Source organism: Aeromonas ichthyocola, from assembly GCF_046087985.1.
GTDB classification, from domain to species: Bacteria; Pseudomonadota; Gammaproteobacteria; order Enterobacterales; family Aeromonadaceae; genus Aeromonas; species Aeromonas rivipollensis.
Genome location: NZ_JBJSWH010000002.1, coordinates 649118 through 664965, shown reverse-complemented (window position 1 = coordinate 664965; position 15848 = coordinate 649118). Strand labels below are relative to the sequence as shown.

Annotated in this window: 15 protein-coding genes and 3 pseudogenes; all 18 read left to right on the top strand. The window is 63.4% G+C overall.

Annotation, left to right across the window (positions count from 1 at the left end; genetic code table 11):
• Window positions 1-106 precede the first annotated feature (106 nt).
• Window positions 107-935 (top strand): annotated as a pseudogene (locus ACF2JD_RS07760) (hypothetical protein).
• 107 nt (window positions 936-1042) lie between these two features.
• Window positions 1043-1616, top strand: a pseudogene (locus tag ACF2JD_RS07755) (DUF3157 family protein).
• 183 nt (window positions 1617-1799) lie between these two features.
• Window positions 1800-2423, top strand: a pseudogene (locus ACF2JD_RS07750) (autotransporter).
• Window positions 2424-2602: 179 nt separating this feature from the next.
• Window positions 2603-3547, top strand: a complete 945-nt coding sequence (locus ACF2JD_RS07745) for a YbgA family protein (RefSeq protein WP_163148770.1) — start codon at window positions 2603-2605, stop codon at window positions 3545-3547.
• 67 nt (window positions 3548-3614) lie between these two features.
• Complete coding sequence (locus tag ACF2JD_RS07740) at window positions 3615-4502, top strand: MerR family transcriptional regulator (RefSeq protein WP_440987126.1); 888 nt, start codon at window positions 3615-3617, stop codon at window positions 4500-4502.
• Window positions 4499-5935 carry a deoxyribodipyrimidine photo-lyase gene (gene phrB, locus ACF2JD_RS07735; protein ID WP_440987125.1) on the top strand — a complete coding sequence of 479 codons (1437 nt, stop codon included), beginning with the start codon at window positions 4499-4501 and terminating at the stop codon, window positions 5933-5935. Before ACF2JD_RS07740 ends, phrB begins: the two co-directional genes overlap by 4 nt.
• Window position 5936: 1 nt before the next feature.
• Window positions 5937-6365: a nuclear transport factor 2 family protein gene (locus ACF2JD_RS07730; RefSeq protein WP_168235653.1), complete on the top strand. Its 429-nt coding sequence runs from the start codon at window positions 5937-5939 to the stop codon at window positions 6363-6365.
• Complete coding sequence (locus ACF2JD_RS07725) at window positions 6362-7096, top strand: SDR family NAD(P)-dependent oxidoreductase (protein WP_163153659.1); 735 nt, start codon at window positions 6362-6364, stop codon at window positions 7094-7096. Before ACF2JD_RS07730 ends, ACF2JD_RS07725 begins: the two co-directional genes overlap by 4 nt.
• On the top strand, window positions 7093-8352 hold the full coding sequence (locus ACF2JD_RS07720) for an FAD-dependent oxidoreductase (RefSeq protein WP_440987124.1): 1260 nt from the start codon (window positions 7093-7095) through the stop codon (window positions 8350-8352). Before ACF2JD_RS07725 ends, ACF2JD_RS07720 begins: the two co-directional genes overlap by 4 nt.
• A gap of 17 nt (window positions 8353-8369) precedes the next feature.
• Window positions 8370-9104 (top strand): DUF1365 domain-containing protein, encoded by a 735-nt coding sequence (locus tag ACF2JD_RS07715; protein ID WP_290030492.1) that lies wholly within the window; start codon window positions 8370-8372, stop codon window positions 9102-9104.
• Window positions 9104-10360, top strand: a complete 1257-nt coding sequence (locus ACF2JD_RS07710) for an SAM-dependent methyltransferase (RefSeq protein ID WP_213345150.1) — start codon at window positions 9104-9106, stop codon at window positions 10358-10360. The genes ACF2JD_RS07715 and ACF2JD_RS07710 overlap by 1 nt, the downstream gene beginning before the upstream one ends.
• Before the next feature lie 2 nt (window positions 10361-10362).
• Entirely contained in the window at window positions 10363-10842 is a 480-nt protein-coding gene (locus ACF2JD_RS07705) for a DUF2878 domain-containing protein (protein ID WP_106886026.1), read from the top strand.
• On the top strand, window positions 10839-11057 hold the full coding sequence (locus ACF2JD_RS07700; protein WP_025327995.1) for a TIGR02450 family Trp-rich protein: 219 nt from the start codon (window positions 10839-10841) through the stop codon (window positions 11055-11057). Before ACF2JD_RS07705 ends, ACF2JD_RS07700 begins: the two co-directional genes overlap by 4 nt.
• Window positions 11014-11556, top strand: a complete 543-nt coding sequence (locus tag ACF2JD_RS07695; RefSeq protein ID WP_440987123.1) for a chalcone isomerase family protein — start codon at window positions 11014-11016, stop codon at window positions 11554-11556. Before ACF2JD_RS07700 ends, ACF2JD_RS07695 begins: the two co-directional genes overlap by 44 nt.
• Before the next feature lie 14 nt (window positions 11557-11570).
• Window positions 11571-12113, top strand: a complete 543-nt coding sequence (locus tag ACF2JD_RS07690) for a DUF3833 domain-containing protein (RefSeq protein ID WP_440987122.1) — start codon at window positions 11571-11573, stop codon at window positions 12111-12113.
• 130 nt (window positions 12114-12243) lie between these two features.
• The gene (locus ACF2JD_RS07685) at window positions 12244-12711 is read left to right on the top strand and encodes a Dps family protein (protein WP_106886029.1); all 468 of its coding nucleotides are present in this window, start codon (window positions 12244-12246) and stop codon (window positions 12709-12711) included.
• Window positions 12712-12955: 244 nt separating this feature from the next.
• Window positions 12956-14605 carry a hydroxylamine reductase gene (hcp, locus tag ACF2JD_RS07680; RefSeq protein WP_440987215.1) on the top strand — a complete coding sequence of 550 codons (1650 nt, stop codon included), beginning with the start codon at window positions 12956-12958 and terminating at the stop codon, window positions 14603-14605.
• A 172-nt stretch (window positions 14606-14777) separates the two neighbouring features.
• Window positions 14778-15809, top strand: coding sequence for an FAD-binding oxidoreductase (locus ACF2JD_RS07675; RefSeq protein ID WP_440987121.1), 1032 nt, complete (start codon window positions 14778-14780; stop codon window positions 15807-15809).
• The last annotated feature ends 39 nt before the right edge of the window (window positions 15810-15848 follow it).

The following is a 15848-nucleotide window of genomic DNA, read 5'->3' as shown; positions in this document are numbered from 1 at the left end:
TTTGCATCTTGAGCGAATAAAGAACAACTTTGTCCCCATTCTTTAAGTGTCTATTCAGCTTTGTCATCGCAAAATAACATCCTATTCATCATCCGGAGCCGTTGTTATGGATGCCAATGTAGTCGCGCTGAATCGGGGATACGATCAGCTATTTCAGGCCAGGGAACAGAGGCTCATCAAGACCCTGGCCGGTTACGGCGAACTGCTTGTCTCCTTCTCCGGCCGGCTGGAGTCCTGCTACAGCATGGATCTGTGCCGGGCCAGCGGGGTCCGCTTTCGGGCCATCACCCTGGACAACCCGACCCTCAGCCGCAAGGCGGTGGCCCGGGCCAAGCGCTATTGCAAGCACTACGGCATCGCCCATCAGGTGATCAAGACCGACGAGATGATCTTCAGCGTGCACCTCGGCCACCTCGCCGAGGTGACCGATCCGGTGCGCTACCTTGCCATCAGCAGCTGGAAACCGAGTGGTCCCACCTGCCTATGCTGATGCCGGCCTCGGTGGAGGAGATGCGGGAGTATCTGCCCAGTTTCGGTTCCTGCCTGCCAATACCCTCTGGTTGTTTGCCAACAGGGATGACCCACAGGGACTTTCGCTATGGCTTCAACAAGCGCCAGCTTGGGCGCTGGGGCAAGGGAGCAACGGTTGCCTGAGCTATCGCTTCTCCAATCCACGGCAGCTGGAGCAGCGTTATCTGCGAATGGTGGATCAGGCCGAGCAGATGCTGGCCGACATGGGGCTGGACGAGGCGCAGGTCTTTTTCCATACCCTGTGCGACTGCACCACCACCCTGGCCCGGGTGCGTCTGCCCGAGCATCAGCGTGCGCAGGCCTTTGATATGCAGCCGGATATTCTGTCCGCCCTCAAGAGCACCGAGTTCGATCTGGTGACCCTGGATATGGCGCAGAAAGAGCGGCACGATCTCGCCATCTAGCCTGCAGGCGAAGCAACCGGGGCCAGAACGTGAGTGCTGTCATAGGCAAGGGGCGACGGGACTGTTTATACTGTCGCCCTTTTCATCCCGTTACCGAGCTTCGCCCTATGAAACCCTTCTCCCGTCTGCTGATTGCCCTGTGCCTCTCCCCCGTGCTGGCGCAGGCCGCCCCTCTATCTCAGGTGACGCTGCCCGATGGCCGGCAGGTTCAGCTCAACGATGACTTCACCTGGGAGTATCTGGTGGTCAAACCGGCAGACCCCGTGCAAGGCGTGGCTGCTGATGGGAAGGCGGGGGCCGTGGTAGCGGTCGCTGCCCGGTACTGACCGAGCAGGCCAAGGCCAATCCGGAACTGCTCGCCCAGATGGCGCGCGACGGCGTAGTGGTCAAGCTGGACAAGGTGGAGGGCTCTGATCCGCTGGCGCTGACCTTTATGGTGAGCAATACCGGCAGCCGCAACGTGGTCGGGTGCGCGGCATGGTGACCCTGTTCAGCGCTGACGGGGTGCAGCTCTCGAGCCAGTCAGGAGGCCCGCTTCTGGGTCGCCGAGAACCGCCTGCCGGAGACCTATCTGCGCAAGGGGCAAGCAGCGTCCGTCGCTGGCCATCGAGATGGCCCGTCCTGCCGGATTGACCGGCAGCCGCTGGTGCGGGTCAGATTGACGAAGTGGAATTCCGCTGATTTTTCGCTGCCGGCCCATACAGGCCCGTTTGGGCCGGAACTTTGCTCCGGTAACCCCAGCAATATCTGCTTACATCTGACATGGTTTGGCAACAGCTTGCCGCTCGGCACCTCCCCCCTTGCCCGCACAATGACTCCATTCCAGCTAGGTAGCAACGGGCCCAATCACATGGAGTTAACAAAATGAAAAAAGCAACTGTCTCTCTTCTGGTTCTGGCCGGTTTGCTTCCACCTCTGTTCATGGCGCAGGATGCGTTCAGCTACGCCAAGGGTGCTGCCACCTGGGCACACACCAAGTCCGACTACGTTGGCGGCAAGGACAGCAACAACCGCGATTTCGGTGGTCTGAGCCTGGATCTCTCCAAGAGCTTCGGCTCCAACTTCTACGGTCGTTTGGTTACCGAATACACCTCTCCCAGCACGGCAATGACAGCATGGGGATCTCCAGCCTGGGTATCGGTGTCTTTACCCCGCTCAGCACCGGCCTGAACCTCTACGGTGAAACCGGTCTGATGGGTTACACCATGGAGCGCGAGCAGGCCTATGAACGACAGCGGCTGGGACAACATCACCCGCAAGAGCAGCGGCAGCCTCTACGGCGAAGTGGGTCTGCGCTACGACATCGGCGCCGTCGAGCTCTCCACCGGCTATCGCTACGCCAACATGACCGACGACATGCACGACTTCAAGGCGGGTGCCGCCTACAAGGTGAGCCAGAACCTGGCACTCACCGCCGATTACACCTATCGCAACTGGGATCTGCAGAAAGGATCCATCACCAGCCTGGGTGTGAAGTACAGCTTCTGATTTTCCTTCCTGTAGTCCGTAGTGTCTTGATTTTTACCCATGGCGTTCGCCATGGGTTTTTTATTTTCCGGTGATCCTGTTTCCCCCCTTGTGTCGTATCGGTTCGCAATAGTTATACAACTTTATTTTCTTTGTATAACTGCTATAACTGGTTCAATGCTTATACAAGGGGCGTCATCATGTACAAGATCAAGGTCGGTATCAGTGCCTGTCTGCTGGGGCAGGAAGTGCGGTTCGACGGGGGCCACAAGCGCTCCAGTTTCTGCGAACGGGATCTTGGCGCTCACTTCGAGTATCACCCCGTCTGCCCCGAGATGGCCATCGGCCTCGGCGCCCCCCGCGCCGCCATCCGCCTGGTCAAGCGCCATGGGGAGGTGCGGGCCGAGGCGAGCAACGGCAGCTTCGACGTCACCGACAAGCTGATTGCCTTCAGTGAGCAAAAAGCCCGTCAGCTCGACTTCCTCTCCGGCTACATCCTCTGCGCCAAGTCACCCAGCTGCGGCATGGAGCGGGTGCGCATCTATGGCGCCAACAACGAGGGGAGCGCCAAGGAGGGAATTGGCCTCTTTGCCAAGGCCTTGATGGAGGCCAACCCATTGCTGCCGGTGGAGGAGGATGGCCGCCTGTGCGACCCCATACTGCGGGAGAACTTCGTGCTGCGGGTCTTTGCCTATCACGACTGGCAGCAGCTCTGCGCCAGCGGGATCACCGCCGCCGCCCTCATCCGCTTTCATTCGCGCTACAAGTATCTGGTGCTCTCCCACGCCACCACCCACTACCGCACCCTCGGCAAGCTGCTGGGCAACCTCGGCAAGGCCAACCTCCAGGAGGTGGCCGACAGCTACATCAAGGGCTTGATGGCGGCGCTGACCCTGCGGGCAAACCGCCGCAGCCACACCAATGTGCTGATGCACCTCCAGGGCTATTTCAAGCGGGTACTGACCCCGGCTCAGAAGCAGGAGCTTGCCGACACCATAGACAAGTACCGCACCGGCATCTTCCCGCTGCTGGTGCCGCTCACCCTGATCCGCCACTACCTGCGGGAATACCCCAATACCTATCTCGCGGATCAGGTCTATCTCAATCCCCATCCCGATACGCTCAAGCTGCGTTACGGGCTATGAATTCGCTTGTGCCCCGACGCAAGCCCTGCGTCGGGGAGCCTCATACCTCTGTTTGATGGACGTTGTCATGTCTGATTTGCCACAAGAAGTTGCTCCTCTGCCGGACGAGGGGATCTACCCCATCCGCGAGGTCTCCCGCCTCACCGGGGTCAATGCCGTCACCCTGCGTGCCTGGCAGCGCCGCTACGGCCTGGTGCAGCCGGCCCGCACCGACAAGGGGCACCGCCTCTACAGCGAGCAGGATATCCGCCAGATAGGCGAGATCCTGAGCTGGCTTGAGCGGGGGGTGAGCATAGGCCAGGTCAAGGGGCTCCTGAGCGAGCCCCAGTCCCAGCCGGTGAGCGATCACTGGCAGCAGACCCTGGAGCAGTTCAGCCAGGCGCTTCTCGCCTTCAACCAGCGCAAGGCGGAGGCCGAGCTTAACGACCTGCTGGCGAGCTATCCCTTCGAGCTGGTGCGCAGCCGGGTGCTGCAGCCGCTGGTGGAGCGGCTGCTGGGCCTGTGGCGCGAGCGACCGGACGGCGAACTGCTGCAACAGGTGTGGCTGGGCTGGCTCCACACCCGCTTCGCCCGCCACCTCATAGAGCAGGAGAAGGGCTTGCCGGTCACCCTGGCGAGCTGGGGCCAGGTGGGCCCGCTCGATCTGGTCTGGGCGGCCTACGAGCTGATAGGTCAGGGCTATGAGGTGCAACTGCTGGGGGCGGTGGAGCCGCGCCACGTCGCCCTGCTGGAGGGGCGGGCCGCCACCCCCTGGCGGGTGCTGCTGGGGGCCGGGCTGGGCAAGCCGGCGCTGGCCGCCGACTGGCCTGCCGGTACCCGGCTCTTTGGCGAGCTGGGGCGACTCTATGACGCTGAGTGGCTGGCCGCCCACGGCTGGCGGGCGACCCTGGCCGAGGTGATGGCAGACAAGCCAGCCGCGCGCGGCTTGAGCGGGCGCGGGAGCAAGACATCATGAGGCTGGTCTGGTTTCGCAATGACTTGCGCCTGGCCGACAACCCGGCGCTGCGCTCTTGCTGCGGGAATGCCGGCGCCGATGAGGAGCCGGTAGCTGCCCTCTTTGTCATCTCGCCGACCCAGTGGCGCCAGCACAAGATGGCCCCCATACGTCAGCGCTTCCTCCTGGCCCAGGTGGATGCGCTGGGCCTCGAACTGGCGACCCTCGGCATAGAGCTTCATCTGCTGCGGGTCGAGACCTTTGCCGAGACACCGGCGGCGCTTGCGAGCCTCTGCCGCGAGCTCGGCGTCACCCGGCTCTACGCCAATCAGGCCATCGAGCTTGACGAACAGCGCCGGGATGGTGCCGTCACCGCAGCGCTGGCAGAGCAGGAGGTGAGTTGCCACTGGCTCAACGGCTGCTGCGTGCTGCCGCCGGGGCGGGTGCTGACCGGTTCGAGGGAGATGTTCAAGGTCTTCACCCCCTTCAGTCGCGCCTGGCTCAAGGCGCTGGATGAGGATGGTTTTGTCATCCACAGAGCCCCTGCGCCCCGTGGCCAGCCGTTGCCCTGGCAGCCGCTGGCCGAGCGGGGCTTTGTCGATGCGGCGCTTGGGGAGACGACCCCGGATCCCCGCTGGCCCGTGGGGGAGGCCGAGGCCCTGCGGCGACTGCACGCCTTCCTGGATCAGGGGGTGCTGGACTACGGCGAGACCCGGGATTTTCCGGCTATGGCGGGCACTTCCGTTCTCTCTCCCTATCTGGCGGCGGGCATCATAAGCCCCCGTCAGTGCGTGGCAGCCTTGCAGCAGCGGCTCGGCGGCCGGCCCCAGTCCAAGGCGCAGCCCGGTTTCGTCTGGCTCAACGAGCTCATCTGGCGCGAGTTCTATCGCCACCTGCTGGTGCTGGTGCCAAGCCTCTCCATGAACCGGCCCTTCAAGCCCGAGACGGCGGCCCTGCCCTGGAGCTGGGATCCGGATGCCTTCGCCGCCTGGTGCGAGGGGCGTACCGGTTACCCCATAGTCGACGCCGCCATGCGCTGCCTCAACGCCACCGGCTGGATGCACAACCGGCTGAGGATGATAGTGGCGAGCTTCCTCACCAAGGATCTCCACATCCACTGGCGGCTCGGGGAGGATTACTTCATGAGCCGGCTGATTGACGGGGATCTGGCAGCCAACAATGGCGGCTGGCAGTGGGCGGCGGGCACAGGCGCCGATGCGGCCCCCTATTTTCGGGTGTTCAACCCGACGACTCAGGGGCAACGATTTGATCCACAAGGGGACTTTATCCGTACCTGGGTATCTGAGCTTGCCGATCTGCCAGCCACCTATGTGCACCAGCCCCACGACTGGTTGCGGCTCAAGGGGCGGCAGGACTACCCGGCGCCCATGGTGGATCATGCCGTTGCACGGGTGAGGGCCATCGAGATGTTCCGTGACCTGGAGAAGAAATAACATGAACGACGCGCTGGCCCACTTCATCGTCCTCTATCTGCAACTGGACAAGCATCAGTTGCACCGCCTGCCGGAGATCTATGCCGATCAGGTGGTGTTCATCGATCCGGCCCACCGCATCGAGGGGCTGGCCGCGCTCACCCGCTATTTCTCCTCCCTCTACGGGCGGCTCAAGGAGTGCCGTTTCGAGATCACCAGCCGGCAGCAGCAGGGCAATGAGGCCTGGCTCAGCTGGGTCATGATCTTCGCCCATCCCAGGATCGCCGGCGGGCGACCCGTGCGGGTGGAGGGTGCCACCCGGCTGCAGTTCGATGCCTGGGGCAAGGTCTGCCTGCACCGGGACTACTTCGATCTCGGCGCCATGCTCTACGAGCAGTTGCCGCTGCTCGGGCCCGTGGTGCGCACCATCAAGGGGAGGCTGGGGACATGAGCGGACGTGTGCTGATCACCGGGGCCACCTCCGGCATAGGTCGCCAGCTGGCGCTTGACTACCGACGCTCTGGCTGGCAGGTGTGGGGCTGCGGCCGCGACGGCGAGCGGTTGCAGGCATTGGCGCATGAGGGGATCACCCCCCTGCAGTTCGATGCACGGGACAGCGCCGCCATGGCAGAGGTTGCCGCCGGCCTGCCCAGGCTGGATCTGCTGATCCTCAACGCGGGCAACTGCGAGTACATGGATGTAGCCGAGGGGTTTGATAGCGCGCTGTTTGCCCGGGTGATAGAGACCAACCTCGTCGCCACCGGTCACACCCTGGCCGCCTTCCTGCCGCGGTTGGCGTCCGGGTCACGGCTCGCCATCGTCAGTTCCTCTGTCAGTTGGCTACCCCTGCCAAGGGCCGAGGCCTATGGCGCCTCCAAGGCCGCCCTCGACTATCTGGCCGCCACCCTGCGTCTGGATCTCGCGGCTCTGGGCATAGGGGTGACCCTGATCCGCCCCGGCTTCGTGCAGACGCCGCTCACCGCGAAGAATGATTTTCCCATGCCCTGTCTGGTGACGGTGGAGGAGGCTTCCCGCGCCATCATGGGCGGGCTGGCCGCCGGTCGCCACCAGATCCACTTCCCCCGTCGCTTCATCTGGCTGCTGCGCCTGCTGGGGGCACTGCCGACCGGGCTCTGGCTGCGGCTGGGGCGCACTCTCATCTCGAAAGGATCCCCTTCATGAAGAAAAAGATTGCCATCATAGGTTCCGGGATCTCGGGTCTCAGCGCCGGTTTTCTGCTCCACAAGCTGCACGACATTACCCTGTTCGAGGCGGCCCCCCTGCTCGGCGGGCATACCGCCACAGTGGATGTCAGCCTGGCCGGTCGCAGCTATGCCATCGACACCGGCTTTATCGTCTTCAACGATCGCACCTACCCGAATTTCCTGAAATTGCTGGAGCGGATCGGGGTGGCGCGCCAGCCCACCGAGATGAGCTTCTCGGTCAAGAGCCCGGAGGGGCTGGAGTACAACGGCCACAACCTGAACACCCTGTTTGCCCAGCGCGGCAACCTGCTGAGCCCGCGCTTTTACCGCTTCGTCGCGGAGATACTGCGCTTCAACCGGGAGGCCCGCGCCTGGCTGGCGGAGCTTGGGCGCCACGGCGGTGGCAGCGAACCTACCCTGGGGGATTTCCTGCAACTGGGGGAGTTCAGCGACTACTTCGCCCGTCACTACATACTGCCCATGGGGGCGGCCATCTGGTCCTCCACCCTGGCGGACATGCGCGCCTTTCCCCTGGGCTTTTTCCTGCGTTTCTTTGCCAACCACGGCCTGCTCGATGTGGCCAACCGCCCCCAGTGGTACGTCATTCCGGGCGGCTCGCGGGAATACATAGGCCCGCTCACCGCAGGCTGGCTGCCGCGGATCCGGCTGGCCTGCCCGGTGCAGGGGATAAGGCGCACGGCCGAGGGAGTGCTGGTCCTAAGCGGCTACGGGGAGGAGCAGTTTGACGAGGTGATCCTCGCCTGTCACAGCGATCAGGCGCTGGCCCTGCTGACGGATGCGAGCGAAGGGGAGCAGGCCATTCTCGGCGCCATGGCCTATCAGGCCAACGACGTCTGGCTGCACACCGATGTGAGCTGCCTGCCTGCGCGGCAAAAGGCCTGGGCCAGCTGGAACTATCAGCTTGGGGACGACGACGAAGCGCGCCCCCTGGTGAGCTACAACATGAACATCTTGCAGGGGATAAGCTCGCCGCAGCCTTTCTGTGTCAGCCTCAATCCCCAGGGCCGGGTGGATGAGAGCAAGGTGCTGCGCCGCTTCGTCTATCACCATCCGGTGTTCAATCAGGCCTCCATCGCCGCCCAGCAGCGGCGCACCGAGATCTGCGGCCGGCAGCACACCCATTTCTGCGGTGCCTACTGGTACAACGGCTTTCATGAGGACGGGGTGCGCAGCGCCCTGGACGTGGCCAGTCGCTTCGGAGCCAGCCTGTGAAAGCCGCCGGCGACACCATGGACACCATCAGCGCCATCTGGCAGGGCTCGGTGCGCCACCGCCGCTTCGCGCCGCGTAGCCACGTTTTCTCTTACGGCCTCTTCATGCTGGGGCTGGATCTGGACGAACTGCCGGGGCTCAGCCAGGGGCGCTGGTTTGGCGTGGAGCGGGCGGGGCTGCTCTCCTTTCGCCGAAGCGACTATCTGAGTGGCAGCGAGGGCAGTCTCAAGCAGGCGGTGTGGGACAAGGTGACCGCCCTTGGCGGCAGTGCCGAGCCGGACGGTCGGGTGCTGCTGCTTGGCAACGTGCGCTGCCTGGGCTTCTACTTCAGCCCGGTCAACTTTTACTTCTGCTACCGGGAGGGGGAGGCGCGCTATCTGCTGGCGGAGGTGTCGAACACCCCCTGGAACGAGCGCCACTACTATCTGCTGGATCTGGCGGCCCTGGCGCCCCATGACAAGGATTTTCACGTCTCCCCCTTCATGGGGCTGGCCATGCGCTACCACTGGCGCATCAGGGCGCCGGCGCAGGAGACGCTGATCCATATCGAGAGTCATCCGACGTCCGGCGAGGCCAAGCTGTTCGACGCCACTCTGGCGCTGCGCCGCGAGCCGCTGTCGCGCAAGGGGCTGGTGGCCCTGCTGGCCCGCTGGCCCTGGATGACCCTCAAGGTGCTGCTCGGTATCTACTGGCAGGCCCTGCGTCTTTTTATCAAACGAACACCTATATTCACCCATCCGGAGAGCCGCTAATGGAACTTGCTCAATCAACCCTCTCTGCCTCTTTCATCGACAAGGGGGCCAGGCAACTGCTGCTCAGCCTGCTGGGACGCCTCGAACAGGGGCAACTGCTGCTGCGGGACGGCAACGAGCGCCACAGCTTCGGGGTGGCGGGCACAGATCTCCATGCCGAGGTGATAGTGCAGGATCCGGCCTTCTATCGCCGCCTGTTGCTGGGGGGCAGCATTGCCGCCGGTGAGACCTGGGTGGAGGGACTCTGGACCAGCCCGGATCCTGTGGCCCTGGTGCGGCTGCTGGCCCGCAACCTGACGCTGCTCGACACCCTGGAGCGGCGGCTCGGCTGGCTCAGCTTCCCCTTCAACAAGGTGCGCCACTGGCTTAACCGCAATACCCTGACCGGGTCGAGATCCAACATCGCCGCTCACTATGATCTCGGCAATACCCTCTATCAGGGCTTCCTCGACAGCCACATGCAGTATTCGAGCGCCATCTACCCGAGCGCCGAGGCCACCCTGGAGCAGGGGCAGCAGGCCAAGCTGCGCACCATCTGCGAGCGGCTTGAGCTTAGGCCGGAGGATCACCTGCTGGAGATAGGCACCGGCTGGGGCGGCCTGGCTGTCTATGCCGCCCGCCATTACGGCTGCCGGGTGACCACCACCACCATCTCCCAGGCCCAGCATGATTACGCAAAAGAGTGGATTGCCCGGGAGGGGCTGGGGGATCGCATCACCCTGCTGCTGGAGGATTACCGCAAGCTGGAGGGGAGCTTCGACAAGCTGGTCTCCATCGAGATGATAGAGGCGGTGGGGCACGCCTTCCTGCCGGACTACTTCCGCCAGCTGTCGCGCCTGCTCAGACCCGGCGGCCGCCTGCTCATTCAGGCCATCACCATAGCCGATCAGCGCCACGCCCAGTATGTGCGCGGTGTCGACTTCATCCAGCGCTACATCTTCCCCGGCGGCTGTCTGCCGAGCGTCTCCCAGATGGCGGGGTTGCTCGCCCGGGAGACCGACATGCAGCTGGTGCGGTTGCACGATCACGGTCACCACTACGCCCGCACCCTGGCTCACTGGTGCGAACGCTTCCTGGCGCTGGCCCCCGAGTTGCCAAGGCTCGGCTACAGCCAGGACTTCATCCGGCTGTGGCACTTCTATTTCGCCTACTGCGAGGGGGGCTTCTGGGAGCGGGCCATCAGCCTGGTGCAGCTGGAGGCGGCCAAGCCTGGCCCGCTCGGCTGGTCCGGTGATCTGCCAGTGAGCAGTCACTGACCATGTGGCAGTGGGCCCACCTGCTGGGGTTCAACCTCTACTGGTTGCTGGCGGTGAAATGGCAGCAACCGGGCCCGCTGCTGCTGATGTTGTTGCTTCATTTCCTCTTCTCTCCTCGCCGCCGGCAAGACTGGCGGCTCATTCCCGTTGCCCTGGCGGGTTGTCTGCTCGACATCCTGCTCTGGCAGCTGGGCCTGTTCCAGTTTCCGTCCGGCTTCCCCCTCTGGCTGTTGCTGCTCTGGTGCGGTTTTGCCCTGACCCTCTCCCACGGTCTGCGCTGGCTTCGGCCCTTGCCCCGCTGGCAGCAGGCGCTCTTTGGCATGGTGGGGGGGGCGAGTTCCTATGTGGCGGGGGCTGCCATGGGGGCCGTACACTTACCCTGGGGCATCTGGATCAGCACGGCGCTGCTGGCGGTGATCTGGATGTGGTGGTTACCCGTACTGCTGTGGGTAACGGTGACGCTGGAGGGTGAGCCGAGATGAACACCTTTTCGACCGACGCCTTGTTGTTTTCCAAATGGACCAAGGAGAGCCAGTACGAGCTGGCCGACCGCTTCTACCTGGTGGTGGCCTGCCAGCGGGATGCGCGAGGTCAACTGGCGAGCGTGGTGATGCAGGATATCAATACCCTGCAGGAACAGGAGATGGACTGGCATGAACTGGAAGATCCCGCCCATTGGCACATGGGGTGGAATTAGCACCTTGCTGGCGGCGCTGACGCTGCTTGTGGCCACTGCCGTGCAGGCCTCTGCCGCTCCCTGGCAACAGCTGCGCCCGGTCGGGCAGGGGGAGATGAGCTGGCTTTGGTTCAAGCTCTATGACGCCACCCTCTACAGCGAGAGCGGCCGCTACGAGCCCGGTCGCTATCCGCAGGCCCTCACCCTGACCTATGCCAGAGCCATAGAACGGGAAGATCTGCTGAGCGCCACCGCCGCCGAATGGGAGCGGCTCGGGCTGGGCAGCGAGACGGATCGCCAGCGCTGGCTCGGCCGGCTCGCCGCACTCTGGCCCGACGTCGGGGCGGGGGACAGACTCACCTTCTATGTGGACAGTGCGGGAGCAGGTCACTTCTGGTGGCAGGACAAGCCCCTGGGTTCCCTTGCCGATCCGCAGTTTTCTGCCGCCTTTCTGGCCATCTGGCTCGCCGACAACAGTCGCGATCCCGCCCTTACCCGCCGCCTGCGCGGCCAACCCTGACACTGGAGTCCCTCATGCCTCTCTACCGCACATGGCGCCTTCTGCTGCTGTGGCCACTTCTGCTGCTGGCTGGTTGTGGCACCAGCCTAGATGACTACAGAGGGCAGGGCCCGAACTGGGATCTCGCCAGTTTCTTCAATGGCAAGCTGGTGGCCCATGGCTTGGTGACAGACCGTAGCGGCGAAGTAACCAGTCGCTTTCGGGTCGAGATGCAGGGGCGCTGGCGAGAGGGCAAGGGGGAGCTGTTCGAGCAGTTCTATTTCGATGACGGCCGCCAGCAGACCCGCACCTGGTTTTTGAGCAAGGGAGCGGTTGGGCACTGGCGTGGCACTGCCTCGGACGTGGTGGGGGAAGCGGTGGGCAAGACGGCAGGCTTTGCCCTGAACTGGCGCTATCAGCTCGATCTGGCCCTGCCGGACGGGGAGGTGGTGCGGGTGAGCTTCGATGACTGGATGTATCTGCTGGATCAAGATCGCCTGATCAATCGCGCCGAGATCAGCAAGTTCGGCATTCACCTGGGGGAGGTGATCCTCTATATCGAGCGGCTTGAGCGATGAAAGCAGGTGCTTTTCCCGCTGACGATAGCCAGTCGCTATCAATGGGCAAGGTATAAGCAATTGTCCTTTGAGTCTGTGCGGGGATATGCTGACTCCGTTCCCAAACATGTTTACCACCTGGAGGTGAATGATGAAGAGCCCCATTGGTCTTGATACCGTTCAATCACAAGCCCTGGCCGCCGAGCTGAACAACTTGCTGGCCAGCTACCAGATCCTCTACATGAACGTCCGTGGTTTCCACTGGAACATCCGCGGCAACCAGTTCTTCGAGCTGCACCTGAAATTCGAAGAGATCTACAACGATCTGCTGCTGAAAGTCGATGCCCTGGCCGAGCGCATCCTCACCCTGGATGGGGTGCCCCTGCACAGCTTCAGCGACTACATCAAGGTCTCCGCCATCCCGGAGCAGAAGGGACTGCATGACGGCCGCGCCTGTGTCGAATCCCTGCTTGAGAGCTTCCGCGAGTTGCTGGTAGCCCAGCGCCGCATCCTGGCGCAGGCGGCCGAAGCCGGTGACGAGGGCACCGCCTCTATCCTCTCCGACTATGTGCAGCAGCAGGAAAAGCTGGTCTGGATGCTGCGGGCCTACCTGGACTGATGACATGCAGGGCCGGATGCCACGAGTGGCGCCGGCCCAGCCGTTCCCTTATCCCTTGTTGCTGCAATCCTGAATTGTCTTTGATGTTATCCACCCGCTTGCCGCCCTGTTTGGGCGGCTTTTTTGTTTTTGATCTGCATCAATGAAAACTTAATTGGTAAATTGAATGCCTATTAAGTTTTTCCTGAGGGGCATAGAATCGCCACAAAACAAGCAACTGAAATGTCCAATTAGGAGAGGCATGATGTTTTGTGTGCAATGTGAACAGACAATTCGTACCCCGGCAGGCAACGGCTGCGCTTACGCACAGGGCATGTGCGGCAAGACGGCTGAAACCTCGGATCTGCAGGATGTGCTGATCTATGCGCTGCAGGGCCTCAGCGCCTGGGCGCTGGCCGCCCGCGAGCACGGCATCATCGATGACGAGGTAGATGCCTTCGTGCCCAAGGCCTTCTTCGCCACCCTCACCAACGTCAACTTCGACTCCGCCCGTATCGTCGGCTATGTGAACCAGGCGCTGGCTTATCGTCAGCAGCTGGCCGACCGTCTGGCCGCCCTGGCGGTGCAAGTCAGCGAGCTGCCCGCCGCCGCTCGCTTCGAGCCGGGTGCCGAACTGCTGGAACAGCTGGCCCATGCACCCCAGACCGCGGTCAATCGCGGCAAGAGCGAGGTCAACGAAGACATCATGGGGCTGCGCCTGCTCTGCCTCTACGGCCTCAAGGGCGCCGCTGCCTACATGGAGCACGCCCGGGTGCTGGGTCAGCAAGACAGCGCCGTGGCGGCCGAATTCCACCGCATCATGAGCTGGCTCAGCACGGATCCGAGCGAGCCGGATCCCCTGTTCAAGTGCGCCATGGAGATAGGTCTGCTCAACTTCCGCATCATGGAGATGCTGGATCTCGGCGAGACCACGGCGTTTGGCCACCCGGAGCCGACCCAGGTGCGCGTCACCCCTGTGCCGGGCAAGTGCATCCTGGTCTCAGGCCACGACATGATGGATCTCAAGCTCATCCTGGAGCAGACCGCTGGTACCGGCATCCATGTCTACACCCACGGCGAGATGCTGCCGGCGCTGGCCTATCCCTTCTTCAAGCAGTACCCCCATCTGGTGGGCAACTACGGCTCCGCCTGGCAGAACCAGCAAAAAGAGTTTGCCAACTTCCCCGGCGCCGTTGTGATGACCTCCAACTGCATCATAGATCCCAACGTGGGCGACTACAGCGATCGCATCTTCACCCGCTCCATCGTCGGCTGGCCGGGCGTGACGCACCTGGAAGGGGATGACTTCTCTGCCGTGGTAGCGAAGGCACTGGCGCTGGACGGCTTCAAGCACACCGAGCTGGAGCACTTCATCACCATAGGCTTTGCTCGCAATGCCCTGATGCAGGCCGCCCCGGCAGTGATTGAGAAAGTAAAAGCCGGTGAAATCAGCCACTTCTTCCTGGTGGGCGGTTGTGACGGCGACAAGGCCGAGCGCGCCTACTTCACCGAGTTTGCCAAGGCCGCCCCCCAAGACAGCCTGCTGCTCACCCTGGGCTGCGGCAAGTACAAGTTCAACAAGCTCGACTTCGGCAACATCGGTGGTATCCCCCGTCTGCTGGATGTGGGCCAGTGCAACGATGCCTACTCCGCCATCCAGCTGGCACTGGCGCTTTCCGAGGCGTTCGAGTGCGGCGTCAACGATCTGCCGCTGACCCTGGTGCTCTCCTGGTTCGAGCAGAAAGCCATCGTCATTCTGCTCACCCTGCTGGCACTCGGGGTGAAAGACATTCGCACCGGCCCGACCGCCCCGGCCTTCCTCACCCCGGCCCTGCTCAAGGTGTTGGAGGAGCAGTTCGGTCTCAAGGGAACCACCACGGCCGAAGCAGATCTGGCCGAGATCCTGGCGGCCTGATCAAGGTGCTGGAGACATAGTCCGGTCTCAAGGGAACCACTACGGCCGAAGCGGATCTGGCCGAGATACTGGCGGCCTGATCCGGGCGCGGCCCACCATGTTGTAAGCCTTTGGCGAGCCCCCGGCTCGCCTTTTTTCACTGAGATGCCTTTTATAAAAGAGGAGCCTTGCGATGACCTCCACCTCTCTTTCCCTGCGCTGCATTGGCCGTCGCGCCGACACCCACGACGTGACCAGCTGGCAGTTTGTCGCCACCGAGGGCACGCTGCCCCCCGTGCTGGCCGGCCAGTGCGTGACCTTGCACACAGAGATAGACGGCCAGCCCCTGTGCCGCGCCTACACCCTCTCCTCCAGCCCGCAGGATGCCTGCTGGCAGGTCACCATCAAGGACGTGGGCCTGGTCTCCCGCCATCTGCACCAGAGCCTGCAGCCGGGGGACCAGATCCGGGCCGACGGCCCCTTCGGTGACTTCAATCTGACCGCGCTGCCCTGCGAGCGGCCGCTGCTGCTGAGCGCGGGCTCCGGCATCACCCCCATGTGGGCCATGCTGCGAGACGAGCTCGCCAAGCGACCCGATGCGGACATCCGCTTTGTCCACAGCGCCCGATCGCCAGCGGACGTGATCTTCGCGGATGAATTGGCCGCGCTGGCCGAGGCTCATGCCGGGCTGCGCCTTGCCCTAGTACTGGAGAGAGTGCCGGAGAGAGTGCTGGAAGAGGCCCCGGCGGCTCATCCCTGGGTGGGGCGTCTCACACCCTCCATGCTGAAGGAATTGGCGCCGGACTTACTCGGCCGCCACGTCTACCTGTGCGGGCCCGCCCCCTATATGGCGGCGGTGAGCACCATGCTGGCGGAGCTGGGGTTGCCAGCAGCGCAGTTGCATCAGGAGTCGTTCGGCTTGCCTGCTGTTACATCGGACGCAGCGCCAGTTGCCGCCGGGGGTGACCATTTCTGGCTGACCCTCAAAAAGAGCGGCAAGAAGGTGAAAATACTGCCGGGTCAGACCCTGCTGGCCGCGCTCGAGGGGGCGGGGGAGACCATGATGGCCGCCTGCCGCGCCGGGGTGTGCGGGGCCTGCCGCTGCACCACGACTGGCGAGATCGAACGCCAGAGCGTGATGACTCTCAGCCCGCAGGATCTGGAGAGCGGGGTAGCGCTCGCCTGCTCCTGCACCGCAAGGGGGGATGTCGGCCTCGACTACTAAGGGGCGTCATAGGTATCCCGAGCTTTTCCCGCGCGGGCA

Excerpts from the sequence above, each read along its gene's own strand:
- ACF2JD_RS07745 (WP_163148770.1), top strand. The coding sequence starts at position 2,603 with ATGTACAAGATCAAGGTCGGTATCAGTGCCTGTCTGCTGGGGCAGGAA.
- ACF2JD_RS07740 (WP_440987126.1), top strand. The coding sequence starts at position 3,615 with ATGTCTGATTTGCCACAAGAAGTTGCTCCTCTGCCGGACGAGGGGATC.
- ACF2JD_RS07725 (WP_163153659.1), top strand. The coding sequence starts at position 6,362 with ATGAGCGGACGTGTGCTGATCACCGGGGCCACCTCCGGCATAGGTCGC.
- ACF2JD_RS07685 (WP_106886029.1), top strand. The coding sequence starts at position 12,244 with ATGAAGAGCCCCATTGGTCTTGATACCGTTCAATCACAAGCCCTGGCC.
- ACF2JD_RS07690 (WP_440987122.1), top strand. The coding sequence starts at position 11,571 with ATGCCTCTCTACCGCACATGGCGCCTTCTGCTGCTGTGGCCACTTCTG.
- ACF2JD_RS07730 (WP_168235653.1), top strand. The coding sequence starts at position 5,937 with ATGAACGACGCGCTGGCCCACTTCATCGTCCTCTATCTGCAACTGGAC.
- ACF2JD_RS07710 (WP_213345150.1), top strand. The coding sequence starts at position 9,104 with ATGGAACTTGCTCAATCAACCCTCTCTGCCTCTTTCATCGACAAGGGG.
- ACF2JD_RS07695 (WP_440987123.1), top strand. The coding sequence starts at position 11,014 with ATGAACTGGAAGATCCCGCCCATTGGCACATGGGGTGGAATTAGCACC.
- ACF2JD_RS07720 (WP_440987124.1), top strand. The coding sequence starts at position 7,093 with ATGAAGAAAAAGATTGCCATCATAGGTTCCGGGATCTCGGGTCTCAGC.
- ACF2JD_RS07700 (WP_025327995.1), top strand. The coding sequence starts at position 10,839 with ATGAACACCTTTTCGACCGACGCCTTGTTGTTTTCCAAATGGACCAAG.
- ACF2JD_RS07705 (WP_106886026.1), top strand. The coding sequence starts at position 10,363 with ATGTGGCAGTGGGCCCACCTGCTGGGGTTCAACCTCTACTGGTTGCTG.
- phrB (WP_440987125.1), top strand. The coding sequence starts at position 4,499 with ATGAGGCTGGTCTGGTTTCGCAATGACTTGCGCCTGGCCGACAACCCG.
- ACF2JD_RS07715 (WP_290030492.1), top strand. The coding sequence starts at position 8,370 with ATGGACACCATCAGCGCCATCTGGCAGGGCTCGGTGCGCCACCGCCGC.
- ACF2JD_RS07675 (WP_440987121.1), top strand. The coding sequence starts at position 14,778 with ATGACCTCCACCTCTCTTTCCCTGCGCTGCATTGGCCGTCGCGCCGAC.
- hcp (WP_440987215.1), top strand. The coding sequence starts at position 12,956 with ATGTTTTGTGTGCAATGTGAACAGACAATTCGTACCCCGGCAGGCAAC.